This window comes from Streptomyces sp. bgisy130, from assembly GCF_057708345.1.
On record NZ_JBYISA010000010.1, the window covers coordinates 53,877 to 66,594 of the forward strand.

Below are 12,718 nucleotides of genomic sequence, written 5' to 3' on the forward strand. Positions count from 1 at the left end.
GCCCCCATTGAAGCCCGGCCCGCCACTCTCCGTAGACTGCCCGGCATGCCCAGCACCTCCCCGGGGGGCGACCCCCGGCCCCCCGGCCGCGAGCCCGCCGTCGAAATCACCGGCCTGGTCAAGCGCTACGGGACCAAGACCGCCGTGGACGGACTCGACCTGACCGTCGCACGCGGCGCGGTGACCGCCGTGCTCGGCCCGAACGGCGCCGGCAAGACCACCACCATCGAGACCTGCGAGGGCTACCGCCGCCCGGACGCCGGCCGGGTACGGGTCCTGGGCCTGGACCCGGTCGCCGACGCCGCCGCGCTGCGGCCGCGCATCGGCGTGATGCTCCAGTCCGGCGGCGTCTACGCGGGCGCCCGGGCCGACGAGATGCTGCGGCACACCGCCACCCTGCACGCCCACCCGCTCGACGTCGGCACCCTCATCGACCGGCTCGGCCTGGGCAGCTGCGGCCGGACCCCCTACCGGCGGCTCTCCGGCGGCCAGCAACAACGGCTGGCGCTGGCGATGGCCGTGGTCGGCCGCCCCGAGCTGGTCTTCCTGGACGAGCCGACGGCCGGACTCGACCCACAGGCCCGGCACGCCGCCTGGGACCTCGTACGGGAACTGCGCGCCGACGGCGTCAGCACCGTACTGACCACGCACTTCATGGACGAGGCCGAGCAGCTCGCCGACGATGTCGCGATCATCGACGGCGGCCGGGTGATCGCCCAGGGCAGCCCGGACGCGCTGTGCCGCGGCGGCGCGGAGAACAGCCTGCGCTTCACCGGCCGCCCCGGACTCGACCTCGCCTCGCTCCTCAAGGCGCTGCCCGCGGACAGCGCCGCCACGGAGCCCGCCTCCGGCGTCTACCGCGTCCACGGCAAGGTCAACCCTCAGCTGCTGGCCACCGTCGCCTCCTGGTGCGCCCAGAACGGCGTGATGCCCGACGCGATAGCCGTCGAGCGCCACACCCTGGAGGACGTCTTCCTGGAGCTCACCGGCAAGGAGCTGCGCGCATGACACGGCAGGGCCACGCGATCAACGGCCGGGGGTCCGGGGGTTGTCCCCCGGAACGGCACAGTCTGGAGCTCACCGGCAAGGAGCTGCGCGCATGACCACCACCGAGGCCGGTGGCGTCACCGGCACCTTCAGCCCGCGGCCCGGCGCGGCTCCGCTGCCCCGGATGATCCGCGCACAGGCGGCCCTGGAGACCAGGATGCTGCTGCGCAACGGTGAGCAGCTGCTGCTGACCGTGATCATCCCGACGCTGCTGCTGGTCCTGTTCTCCGCCGTCGACATCATCGCGGTGCCCACCGCCACGGCCGGCGGCGCGGGCAGCTCCGTCGACTTCCTGGCGCCCGGCATCCTGGCGCTCGCCGTGCTGTCCACCGCCTTCACCGGCCAGGCGATCGCGACCGGCTTCGAGCGGCGCTACGGCGTGCTCAAGCGGCTCGCCGTCTCGCCGCTGCCGCGCTGGGGGCTGATGACCGCCAAGACCTGTGCGGTGCTGGTCACCGAGGTCCTCCAGATCACGCTGCTGACGGCGGTCGCGCTGGCCCTGGGCTGGTCGCCGCAGGGCAACCCGCTCGCGGTCGCCGCGCTGCTCCTCCTGGGCACCGCCGCCTTCTCGGGCCTGGGCCTGCTGATGGCCGGCACGCTCAAGGCGGAGGCCACCCTCGCCGCGGCCAACCTGGTGTTCCTGCTGCTGCTGGTCGGCGGCGGCGTGATCGTCCCGCTGGAGAAGTTCCCGGCGGCCGCCCAGAGCGTGCTCGGACTGCTGCCGATCACGGCGCTGTCCGACGGGCTGCGCGAGGTGCTCCAGCACGGCGCCGCCCTCCCCTGGCCGGACCTCGGCATCCTCGCCGGGTGGGCGGTGCTCGGACTGGGGGCCGCGGCCCGGTTCTTCCGCTGGGAGTGAGCGGCCGGGCACGGCTCGGACGGGTGGTTCGGTCGCGAACGCACCCCTCGTGAAAGTTTGCACAAGGGGCCGCTTACGATGGCTCCCGTGCCGAACACGCTGAACCCCCTTGAGCTGATCGCCCGCCGCTGGCAGCCGTCCGCGGCCTTCGTACGACGGGCCGCGCTGGCCACCGTCGTGATGGCCGTGATCATCGTCGTCACGGGTGGCGCGGTCCGGCTCTCCCAGTCCGGGCTGGGCTGCTCGACCTGGCCCAAGTGCACGCCGGACAGCCTGACCCCGACTGCCGCGATGGGCATCAACGGCCTCATCGAGTTCGGCAACCGCCTGCTGACGTATGTGCTGTGCGCGGTCGTCGGGCTGTTCATCATCGCCGCCCGCGCCCGTCACCCCCGGCGCCGCTCGCTCACCCGGCTCGGCTGGGCGCAGTTCTGGCTCGTCATGAGCAATGCCGTCATCGGCGGGGTCACGGTCCTGACCGGCCTGAACCCGTACATCGTCAGCTCGCACTTCCTCGCGGCCACGGCGCTGCTCACGGTCGCCGTGCTGAGCTGGAAGCGGGCGAGTGAGGGCGACGAGGAGCCGCGCGACCTGGTCGCCCGGCCGGCGCGGCAGCTGGCCTGGCTGCTGGTGGCCGCGACCGGCGCGCTCACCGTCATCGGCACGGTCGTCACCGGCACCGGCCCGCACGCGGGCGACGCCAAGAAGGTCCACCGCATCCCGCTGGACTGGCAGGAGATCACCCAGCTCCACGTCGACTTCGTCTACATCGTCGTCGGCCTGTCGGTCGCCCTGTGGTTCACGCTGCGCGCCGTCAAGGCACCGGCCGCCCCGCGCCGGACGCTCCTGGAGCTGTTCGCCTGCATCGCCGCGCAGGGCGTCATCGGCTACGTCCAGTACTTCACGGGTCTGCCCGAGATCGTCATCGGGCTCCACATGCTGGGCTCGTCCCTGGTGTGGATCTGGGTACTGCGGGTCTGTCTTTCCCTGCGCGACCGCGGTCCGCTCCTGGAGGAGGACCCCGGCGAGCCCGCCCCCTCGGGCGAGCACGAGGCACCGGAGCCTCAGGCGGCCTCCGCGCTCAGCCGGTAGACCCGCCGCGCCGTCCCGAACCCGACCGTCTCGGTGATCCGCCGCCCGTCCCCGGGCCCGCACAGGCCCTCGTCGGTCCACTCCCGTACGAGCCGCGCCATGGCCCGTACGAAGCACCGGGCGCCGGTCACATAGAGCTCGGGCAGCCCCCGGGCCCCGGACGAGAACAGCAGCTTGCCGAACGGTGCCCGGCTCAGCGTCTCCTCTGGGCAGGGCCCGGCGTCCGCGTACACATGGGCGTGCGCCGCGGCGAGCTGAGCCGCCCGCCGGTGGTGCGGTGCCTCGGGCAGCAGGACGAGGTCCGAGCCGATGCCGGTGGTGGCGCGCAGAAAGGCCGCCAGCGGCTGTGGATCGGGGCAGTGCAGCTGCACCGGCAGACCGGTCGCCACCGCGCTCCACAGCAGATGCCGTACGAGCGCGGGCTCCCCGAGCCGCTCCCCGGGCCGGCGGCGGCGCAGCCAGCGGTCCGCGGCCCGCCGCACCTCACCGGCCTCCGGGGCGCGCCCCTCGCAGTGGGTGGCGCGGGAGGCGAAGGCGGTGGCGTGCTGGGCCGCGGCGTAGAGGGCCTCGGCGGTGTAGCCGATGAAGGCATCGACGCTGCCGGAGGTGTCGGCGACCTGCTCGGCGAGCGGTTCGAGCCGCACCACCTCGTGGGCGTGGGCCGCGGCGGCGGTGGCGAGTTCGGTGGCCGAGGTCAGATCGCTGGGCGCCCCGGCCGCCAGCAGGAACGTGCCGATCCCGGAGCCGCGCAGCAGCATGCGTCCGGCCCGGTAGGCGCCCATCTCGCGGCGGCGTGCCAGGTAGCGGGCGGGCGGGCAGTGCGGTTCCAGGCCGAGCAGCGGGGGGCACCAGCGGCGTATCGCGAGGCCGGTGAAGCTGTCGAAGTAGCTGGTGCCGGCGGGGGCCGGGCCATGGGCGCCGGCCGCGGCGGCGAGGTGGGTCTCGAAGGAGCCGAGGCCGAGCTCGTCGTGCACCGCGCCGAAGCTGTACTGATCGATGAGCGGTGGCTGATCTACCAGGAAGGGAAGGCCGTCCATCCGCTTCTCCTCGCCGAGAGCCCGCCGGACGCGGCCGAAGCGCCGCACCTGGTGGGCTTAACGGACGAGGTGGTGGTGAGGTAGCGGGCTCCGCTTCCGGCGTACGCTCCGGCGCACGGCGCCCGGGCAGCGCGCGTCAGGCGTTGGACGGGCCGCCGACCTGGATGCCCGCCATCCGGGACCACTCGTAGCGGCCGGTGCGGACCTTGGCGGCGAGGTCGCCGTCGAAGTCGTCCTGAAGGGTGATGCCGGACGCCGTGGCGGCGTCCTTGGCGGAGTCGAAGGAGTCCGCGACGAGGTTGCCCCACTCGCCGTTGGCCCCGACGAGGGCGATCCGGACGCGGCCGCGGCCGATGTGCGCGAGCTGGCCCTCGGCGCTGCCGCCGTGGCTGTCGGCGAAGGCGCGGATCTGCTTGGTGAGCCTGGCCGTGCGCCGGCCGGCCCGCTTGTCGGCCGCCGTGCCGGCCGCCGCCTCCACCTGCTCTTCCGCCTGCTGGGTGTCTGCCATACCCAGCATGCTACCCGCGAGTACTGCTTTTGGTGAGGGTGATCCCCCACACCTCTCAGCGAAGGAAGGGGTCCACGGCGACGGCGACGAACAGCAGCGACACATAGGTGATGGACCAGTGGAACAGCCGCATCTCCTTGAGCTTGGCGCCCGTGATGCCGGCCTTCGCGCGGGCCTGGAGACCGTGCGCCTCCTTGAGCCAGAAGGCTCCGCAGGCGAGCGCGACCGCGGTGTAGAACCAGCCGGTGTAGCCCAGCGGCTGGAGCAGCAGCGAGACCGCCACCATCACCCAGCTGTAGGCGACGATCTGCCGGGCGACGACCTTGTTGCCCGCGACGGCCGGCAGCATCGGCACCCCGGCCCGCTCGTAGTCGTCCTTGACCTTCATCGACAGCGGCCAGTAATGCGGCGGCGTCCAGAAGAAGATGACGAGGAAGAGGACGAACGAGGCCCAGGAGACGGAGTTCGTCACCGACGACCAGCCGATGAAGACCGGCATACAGCCGGCGATCCCGCCCCAGACGATGTTCTGGCTGGTCCGCCGCTTGAGGATCATCGTGTAAACGACGACATAGAAGAGCAGCGCACCGAGCGACAGCATCGCCGACAGCGGGTTGACGAGGACCCAGAACCAGGCCGTGGAGCCCACCGCGAGGGCGGTCGCGAAGACCAGGCATTCGCCGGGGCTCACGATGCCGGTGACCAGCGGCCGCTGGGACGTGCGGTCCATCAGCGCGTCGATGTCGCGGTCGAGGTACATGTTGAAGGCCGCGGCGCCGCCGGCGGAGAGGTAGCCGCCGATGCAGGTCGCCAGGACCAGCCACAAATCGGGCACACCCTTGGCCGCCAGGAACATCACCGGCACAGTGGTCATCAGCAGCAGCTCGATGACCCGTGGCTTGGTCAGCGCCACGAACCCTTTGACACGGGCCCCGAACGGCCGCTCACCGGGATTCCCGGGGACCTGAGAGAGCTCCCCCACAGCCTTGACGGCGTGGGCGGTGCCCCCACCCGCAGGACGGGATTCGACGGCCGTCACGCACACCCCTGGAAGTAACGTCAGCGGCCTCTGCCGCAGAAGAGAAAGGCATGCAAGCCCATCCAGCGGTGAAGACGCGGTGCAGGGCTTGCGCGTACCACGCCACTTTAGACGTTGGCCATACAGCGATCTTCGCGGGGGTGGGGTCGTGTTGGGCGGCGGGCGGGGTCGCACCCCCGGTACCTTTCCCCGGCCGTTCGCCCGGCGTTCAGGAGGCGAACCGGACCGCTGCCCGGCAGTCTGGTCGTATGGCTCGCGCAACTGGGACCGGAACGCCCGAAGTCCTGATTTGGTTGCCCAAAGCGACGGGCCGCGGTGACCGCGCCGCACCGACTGAGCGCCGAAAACACCGACTGAGCGTCGAAAAGACGCACGCACTCGCGGGGGTAGGCTCGACACCGCCTGGCGGACATACCGTCCGCGGCATTCGACATGTGGAGAGGAGCCCTGACTCAGGGTGAGCACCAAGCCGACCACCACAGATCTCGAGTGGACCGAACTGGATCAGCGGGCAGTGGACACCGTCCGTGTCCTGGCCATGGATTCCGTGCAGAAGGTCGGTAACGGCCATCCCGGTACGGCCATGAGCCTGGCGCCGGCCGCCTATCTTCTCTTCCAGAAGCTCATGCGGCACGACCCGGCGGACGCGAACTGGACCGGCCGCGACCGGTTCGTCCTCTCCGCGGGCCACTCCAGCCTGACCCTCTACGTCCAGCTCTACCTCGCCGGTTACGGCCTGGAGCTGGCCGACCTGGAGGCGTTCCGCACCTGGGGCTCGAAGACCCCGGGCCACCCCGAGTACGGCCACACCACCGGTGTGGAGACCACCACCGGCCCGCTGGGCCAGGGTGTCGCCAACGCGGTCGGCATGGCGATGGCGGCGCGCTACGAGCGCGGCCTGTTCGACCCCGACGCGGCGCAGGGCAGCTCGCCCTTCGACCACACCATCTACTGCATCGCCGGTGACGGCTGCCTCCAGGAGGGCATCTCCGCCGAGGCGTCCTCCCTGGCGGGCCACCAGAAGCTCGGCAACCTCATCCTGCTGTGGGACGACAACCACATCTCCATCGAGGGTGACACCGAGACCGCGGTCTCCGAGGACACCCTCAAGCGCTACGAGGCCTACGGCTGGCACGTCCAGCGTGTCGCGCAGCTGCCCAACGGCGACCTGGACCCGGCGGGTCTCGCCAAGGCCCTGGAGGCCGCCAAGGCGGAGACCGAGCGGCCGTCGTTCATCGCGATGCGCTCGATCATCGCCTGGCCCGCCCCGAACGCCCAGAACACCGAGGCCGCGCACGGCTCGGCGCTGGGTGACGAGGAAGTCGCGGCCACCAAGCGGGTCCTGGGCTTCGACCCGGAGAAGTCCTTCGACGTCGCCGACGAGGTGCTCGCGCACACCCGTGCCGCCCTCGACCGCGGCCGCGACGCCAAGAAGGAGTGGGAGAAGTCGTTCGCCGACTGGCGCGCCGCCAACCCGCAGCGTGCCGCGGAGTTCGACCGGATCGCGGCGGGCGAGCTGCCCGCGGGCTGGGAGGACCACCTCCCGTCCTTCGAGACCGGCAAGTCGGTCGCCACCCGCGCCGCGTCCGGCAAGGTGCTGCACGCGCTCGGCGCGATCATCCCCGAGCTGTGGGGCGGCTCCGCCGACCTCGCGGGCTCGAACAACACCACGATCGACAAGACCTCGTCGTTCCTGCCCGAGGGCAACCCGCTGCCGGGCGCGAACCCCTACGGCCGCACGATCCACTTCGGTATCCGTGAGCACTCCATGGCCGCGGAGATGAACGGCATCGCGCTGCACGGCAACACCCGCATCTACGGCGGCACCTTCCTGGTGTTCTCCGACTACATGCGCAACGCCGTCCGGCTGTCCGCGCTGATGCACCTCCCGGTGACGTACGTGTGGACGCACGACTCCATCGGTCTGGGCGAGGACGGTCCGACCCACCAGCCCATCGAGCACCTCGCCTCGCTGCGCGCCATCCCGGGCCTGAACATCGTGCGCCCGGCCGACGCCAACGAGACCGCCATCGCCTGGCGCGAGATCCTCCGGCGCTACACCAAGGAGTACGGCGTGGGGGCCCCGCACGGCCTCGCGCTGACCCGTCAGGGCGTGCCGACGTACCCCGCCAACGAGGCCACCGCCAAGGGTGGTTACGTGCTCTTCGACGCCGCCGGCCCCGAGGGGCAGGACGCCGCGCCGCAGGTCGTGCTGATCGGCACCGGTTCCGAGGTGCAGCTCGCCGTCGAGGCGCGCGAGCAGCTCCAGGCCGAGGGCATTCCCACCCGTGTGGTGTCGATGCCGTCCGTCGAGTGGTTCGACCAGCAGGACCAGGCCTACCGCGACAGTGTGCTGCCGCCGTCCGTCCGGGCCCGGGTCGCCGTCGAGGCCGGCATCGGGCTGACCTGGCACCGCTTCGTCGGTGACGCCGGGCGCATCGTCTCCCTGGAGCACTTCGGTGCCTCGGCCGACGGCAAGGTGCTCTTCCGCGAGTTCGGCTTCACCGCCGACGCGGTCGCCGCCGCCGCCCGGGAATCGCTCGAAGCCGCCGCGCGCTGACGCCCGTACACGACAAGTAGGAGATGCAGAACCCATGACAGACGCACTCAAGCGCCTCTCCGACGAAGGCGTCGCGATCTGGCTGGACGACCTGTCGCGCCAGCGCATCACGTCCGGCAACCTCGCCGAGCTGATCGACCAGCAGCACGTCGTCGGTGTCACGACCAACCCGTCGATCTTCCAGAAGGCCATCTCGGACGGCCACGGCTACGACCAGCAGGTCGCCGACCTCGCCGCCCGTAAGGTCACCGTCGAGGAAGCCATCCGCATGATCACGACGGCGGACGTCCGGGACGCCGCCGACATCCTGCGGCCGGTCTTCGACGCCACCGGCGGCCAGGACGGCCGGGTCTCCATCGAGGTCGACCCGCGCCTGGCGCACCACACCACCCCGACCATCGCCGAGGCCAAGCAGCTGGCGTGGCTGGTGGACCGCCCGAACACGCTGATCAAGATCCCGGCCACCAAGGCGGGCCTGCCGGCGATCACCGAGGTCATCGGCCTGGGCATCAGCGTCAATGTCACGCTGATCTTCTCGCTGGAGCGCTACCGCGAGGTCATGGACGCCTACCTGGCGGGCCTGGAGAAGGCCAAGGCCGCGGGCCTGGACCTGTCGCTGATCCGTTCGGTGGCGTCGTTCTTCGTGTCCCGTGTGGACTCCGAGATCGACAAGCGCCTGGAGAAGATCGGCACGGACGAGGCCAAGGGCCTCAAGGGCCAGGCCGCGCTGGCGAACGCCCGGCTCGCCTACGAGGCGTACGAGGAGGTCTTCTCCTCGGACCGCTGGGCCGCCCTCGACAAGGCCGGCGCCAACAAGCAGCGTCCGCTGTGGGCCTCGACCGGCGTCAAGGACCCCGCGTACAAGGACACCCTGTACGTGGACGAGCTGGTCGCCCCGGGCACGGTCAACACCATGCCGGAGGCCACCCTGGAGGCCACCGGCGACCACGGTCAGATCACCGGTGACACCGTGCGCGGCGGCTACGACGCGGCCCGGGCCGACCTGGCCGCGATCGCCGGACTCGGGGTCTCGTACGACGAGGTCGTCCAGCTCCTGGAGGACGAGGGCGTGGAGAAGTTCGAGGCGTCCTGGAACGACCTGCTCAAGTCCACGGAGGCGGAGCTCAAGCGCCTCGCTCCCTCGGAGGGCTGATCTCCCTTGACTGATTCCCACGGAGCCAACCCGCTCCGTGACGCCCTGGACCGACGGCTCCCGCGTATCGCGGGGCCGTCGGGCCTGGTCATCTTTGGCGTCACGGGCGATTTGTCCCGTAAAAAGCTGATGCCCGCCGTCTACGACCTCGCCAACCGGGGGCTGCTGCCCCCGGGTTTCTCGCTCGTCGGGTTCGCCCGTCGCGAGTGGGAGCACGAGGACTTCGCGCAGGAGGTCTACGCGGCGGTCAAGGAGCACTCCCGTACGCCGTTCCGCGAGGAGGTCTGGCAGCAGCTGGTCCAGGGCTGCCGCTTCGTCCAGGGCAACTTCGACGACGACGAGGCCTTCGAGACGCTCAAGGAGACGATAAACGAGCTCGACAAGGCGCAGGGCACCGGCGGCAACTTCGCCTTCTACCTGTCCGTGCCGCCGAAGTTCTTCCCCAAGGTCGTCCAGCAGCTGAAGAAGCACGGGCTGGCCGACCAGAAGGAGGACTCCTGGCGCCGCGCGGTCATCGAGAAGCCCTTCGGACACAACCTGGAGAGCGCACAGGAGCTCAACCGGATCGTCCACGAGGTCTTCCCGCCGCACGAGGTCTTCCGGATCGACCACTACCTGGGCAAGGAGACGGTCCAGAACATCCTGGCGCTGCGGTTCGCCAACACGATGTTCGAGCCGCTGTGGAACCGCAGCTATGTCGACCACGTCCAGATCACGATGGCCGAGGACATCGGCATCGGCGGCCGGGCCGGCTACTACGACGGCATCGGCGCCGCCCGTGACGTCATCCAGAACCACCTCCTCCAGCTGCTCGCGCTGACCGCGATGGAGGAGCCCGCCTCCTTCGAGGCGGACGCGCTGGTCGCGGAGAAGACCAAGGTGCTGGGCGCCGTCCGGCTGCCCAGGGAGCTCGGCAAGGAGACCGTCCGCGGGCAGTACGCGGCGGGCTGGCAGGGCGGCGAGAAGGCCGTCGGCTACCTCCAGGAAGACGGTATCGACCCCAAGTCGAAGACCGACACCTACGCCGCGATCAAGCTGTCGATCGACAACCGCCGCTGGGCGGGCGTCCCCTTCTACCTGCGTACCGGCAAGCGCCTGGGCCGCCGGGTCACCGAGATCGCGGTGGTCTTCCAGCGCGCTCCGCACTCCCCCTTCGACCACACCGCCACCGAGGAGCTGGGGCAGAACGCCCTGGTCATCCGGGTACAGCCGGACGAGGGTGTGACCGTGCGGTTCGGCTCCAAGGTGCCGGGCACCTCGATGGAGGTGCGGGATGTGTCGATGGACTTCGCGTACGGCGAGTCCTTCACGGAGTCCAGCCCCGAGGCGTACGAGCGGCTGATCCTCGATGTGCTGCTCGGCGACGCCAACCTCTTCCCGCGACTGGAGGAGGTGGAGCAGTCCTGGCGGATCCTCGACCCGATCGAGGAGTACTGGGACCGGCACGGGAAGCCCGCGCAGTACCCGGCGGGCACCTGGGGCCCGGCCGAGGCGGACGAAATGCTCGCACGAGACGGACGGAGCTGGCGTCGGCCATGAAGATCGATCTGACGGAAACCACCTCCAGCAAAATCAACAAAGCCCTGGTGGAGGGCCGCCGCGCGGTGGGCACTCCCACCAGCGGCATGGTGCTCACCCTCGTCATCGTCACCGACGAGGAGAACGCCTATGACGCCCTGAAGGCGGCCAACGAGGCGTCCCGTGAGCACCCCTCGCGCACCCTCGTCGTCATCAAGCGGGTCAGCCGGTCGCCGCGCGACCGCGCCAAGGCCCGGCTGGACGCCGAGGTGCGGGTCGGCACGGAGGCCGGCACCGGCGAGACGGTGCTGCTGCGGCTGTACGGCGAGGTCATCGACCACGCCCAGTCCGTGGTGCTGCCGCTGCTGCTGCCGGACGCCCCGGTCGTGGTCTGGTGGGCGGTGAACGCCCCGGCGGCCCCCGCACAGGACCCGCTCGGTGCGCTGGCCCAGCGCCGGGTCACCGACGCCTACGCCGACGAGCAGCCCATCCATGAGCTGTCCGCCCGCGCGGAGACCTACATCCCGGGCGACACGGATCTGTCCTGGACCCGGATAACGCCATGGCGCTCGATGCTGGCGGCGGCGCTCGATCAGGCTCCGTGCACGGTCACCTCGGCCGAGGTGACCGGCGAGGAGTTCAACCCCAGCTGCGAGTTGCTCGCCATGTGGCTGGCCGACCGGCTGAACGTCCCGGTCACCCGCAAGGTGTCCGAGGGCCCCGGTCTGACGGCCGTCCGGATGGAGTCCAGCATCGGCGCGATCGTGCTGGACCGCCCGGACGGCTCGCTGGCCACGCTCTCGATGCACGGCCAGCCCGACCGGGCGGTGGCGCTCAAGCGGCGGGAGACCGCCGAGCTGCTCGCCGAGGAGCTGCGCCGGCTCGACCCGGACGAGATCTACGCCCGGGCGCTGAAGTTCGGCGTGGACCGGCTCGGTCACGGCAACGGCGGGCAGCCGGCGGACGGGCAGCAGCCGGCCGCCGCCGAGGAGCAGGCATCGGACGGGAGCGGCCAGGCCAAGCCCGCGGCGAAGAAGGCCGCGAAGAAGGCGGCCGCCAAGTGAGTGCTCCGCAGGTCGTCGTGCACCGCGACAAGGAGCTGATGGCCAAGGCCGCGGCGGCCCGGCTGATCACGAAGATCGTGGACGCCCAGTCCGCCCGCGGCTCCGCCTCCGTGGTCCTGACCGGCGGGCGCAACGGCAACGGGCTGCTCGCGGCCCTCGCCGAGGCGCCCGCCCGGGACGCGGTGGACTGGTCCCGGCTCGATCTGTGGTGGGGCGACGAGCGGTTCGCACCGGACGGCGATCCGGAGCGCAACCACACCCAGGCCCGGGAGGTGCTGCTGGACAGCGTCCCGCTGGACCCGGCCCGGGTGCACCCCATGCCACCGTCGGACGGCCCGTACGGCCATGACGCCGACGCCGCCGCCGAGGCGTACGCGGCCGAACTCGCCGCCGCCGCGGGACCCGAGGACCACGGCCCGGTGCCGTCCTTCGACGTCCTGCTGCTGGGCGTCGGCCCGGACACCCATGTCGCCTCGCTCTTTCCGGAGCTGCCCGCGGTGTACGAGACGGAGCGGACGGTGGTCGGGGTGCACGGCGCGCCCAAGCCGCCGCCCACCCGTGTCTCGCTGACCCTGCCCGCGATCCGTGCGGCGCGGGAGGTCTGGCTGCTGGCGGCCGGCGAGGACAAGGCCAATGCCGCGGCCATCGCCCTCTCCGGTGCCGGTGAGGTCCAGGCCCCGGCGGCCGGCGCACGGGGCCGCAGCCGGACCCTGTGGCTGCTGGACGAGGCGGCGGCGTCCCAGCTGCCGCGCGATCTCTACCCGCCGGCTTCGGCCTGAGGATCACCGCAGCAAGGCCGTAGGCCCCGCGCCCCGAAGGGTGCGGGGCCTACGGCGTCAGC

11 protein-coding genes are annotated in these 12,718 nt (G+C 71.5%); 8 read left to right on the forward strand and 3 right to left on the reverse strand.

Going from position 1 to position 12,718, the window contains the following annotated elements:
- Positions 1-45 precede the first annotated feature (45 nt).
- The 3 genes from AC3EUV_RS15920 to AC3EUV_RS15930 all read left to right on the forward strand — a co-directional run bounded on the left by AC3EUV_RS15920 (position 46) and on the right by AC3EUV_RS15930 (position 2,998).
- Entirely contained in the window at positions 46-1,008 is a 963-nt protein-coding gene (locus AC3EUV_RS15920) for an ABC transporter ATP-binding protein (RefSeq protein ID WP_432145360.1), read from the forward strand.
- 91 nt (positions 1,009-1,099) lie between these two features.
- Complete coding sequence (locus tag AC3EUV_RS15925) at positions 1,100-1,906, forward strand: ABC transporter permease (protein WP_435603187.1); 807 nt, start codon at positions 1,100-1,102, stop codon at positions 1,904-1,906.
- A gap of 87 nt (positions 1,907-1,993) precedes the next feature.
- Positions 1,994-2,998 carry a COX15/CtaA family protein gene (locus AC3EUV_RS15930; protein WP_432145362.1) on the forward strand — a complete coding sequence of 335 codons (1,005 nt, stop codon included), beginning with the start codon at positions 1,994-1,996 and terminating at the stop codon, positions 2,996-2,998.
- Here AC3EUV_RS15930 and AC3EUV_RS15935 read toward each other — a convergent pair.
- From AC3EUV_RS15935 to AC3EUV_RS15945, 3 genes are all read right to left on the reverse strand, one after another.
- Entirely contained in the window at positions 2,971-4,035 is a 1,065-nt protein-coding gene (locus AC3EUV_RS15935) for an amidohydrolase (protein WP_435603188.1), read from the reverse strand. The genes AC3EUV_RS15930 and AC3EUV_RS15935 overlap by 28 nt on opposite strands.
- A gap of 136 nt (positions 4,036-4,171) precedes the next feature.
- Positions 4,172-4,552: a hypothetical protein gene (locus AC3EUV_RS15940; RefSeq protein WP_432145364.1), complete on the reverse strand. Its 381-nt coding sequence runs from the start codon at positions 4,550-4,552 to the stop codon at positions 4,172-4,174.
- Positions 4,553-4,598: 46 nt separating this feature from the next.
- Positions 4,599-5,582 (reverse strand): heme o synthase, encoded by a 984-nt coding sequence (locus AC3EUV_RS15945; RefSeq protein ID WP_432145365.1) that lies wholly within the window; start codon positions 5,580-5,582, stop codon positions 4,599-4,601.
- Between the two features lie 457 nt (positions 5,583-6,039).
- Here AC3EUV_RS15945 and tkt point away from each other — a divergent pair, with 457 nt between their 5' ends.
- The 5 genes from tkt to pgl are packed head-to-tail and all read left to right on the forward strand — an operon-like array spanning position 6,040 to position 12,656.
- Positions 6,040-8,142, forward strand: a complete 2,103-nt coding sequence (gene tkt / locus AC3EUV_RS15950; RefSeq protein ID WP_432145366.1) for a transketolase — start codon at positions 6,040-6,042, stop codon at positions 8,140-8,142.
- Between the two features lie 34 nt (positions 8,143-8,176).
- Positions 8,177-9,295, forward strand: coding sequence for a transaldolase (gene tal / locus AC3EUV_RS15955; protein ID WP_432145367.1), 1,119 nt, complete (start codon positions 8,177-8,179; stop codon positions 9,293-9,295).
- Positions 9,296-9,301: 6 nt separating this feature from the next.
- Positions 9,302-10,834 (forward strand): glucose-6-phosphate dehydrogenase, encoded by a 1,533-nt coding sequence (zwf, locus tag AC3EUV_RS15960; RefSeq protein WP_432145368.1) that lies wholly within the window; start codon positions 9,302-9,304, stop codon positions 10,832-10,834.
- Entirely contained in the window at positions 10,831-11,877 is a 1,047-nt protein-coding gene (gene opcA, locus AC3EUV_RS15965) for a glucose-6-phosphate dehydrogenase assembly protein OpcA (protein ID WP_435603189.1), read from the forward strand. Before zwf ends, opcA begins: the two co-directional genes overlap by 4 nt.
- Positions 11,874-12,656, forward strand: coding sequence for a 6-phosphogluconolactonase (pgl, locus tag AC3EUV_RS15970; protein ID WP_432145370.1), 783 nt, complete (start codon positions 11,874-11,876; stop codon positions 12,654-12,656). Before opcA ends, pgl begins: the two co-directional genes overlap by 4 nt.
- Positions 12,657-12,718 lie beyond the last annotated feature (62 nt).

Bases quoted from the DNA above. Each gene is read 5' to 3' on its own strand.
- AC3EUV_RS15920 (WP_432145360.1), top strand. From the start codon at position 46: ATGCCCAGCACCTCCCCGGGGGGCGACCCCCGGCCCCCCGGCCGCGAG.
- AC3EUV_RS15925 (WP_435603187.1), top strand. From the start codon at position 1,100: ATGACCACCACCGAGGCCGGTGGCGTCACCGGCACCTTCAGCCCGCGG.
- AC3EUV_RS15935 (WP_435603188.1), bottom strand. From the start codon at position 4,035: ATGGACGGCCTTCCCTTCCTGGTAGATCAGCCACCGCTCATCGATCAG.
- AC3EUV_RS15940 (WP_432145364.1), bottom strand. From the start codon at position 4,552: ATGCTGGGTATGGCAGACACCCAGCAGGCGGAAGAGCAGGTGGAGGCG.
- tal (WP_432145367.1), top strand. From the start codon at position 8,177: ATGACAGACGCACTCAAGCGCCTCTCCGACGAAGGCGTCGCGATCTGG.
- opcA (WP_435603189.1), top strand. From the start codon at position 10,831: ATGAAGATCGATCTGACGGAAACCACCTCCAGCAAAATCAACAAAGCC.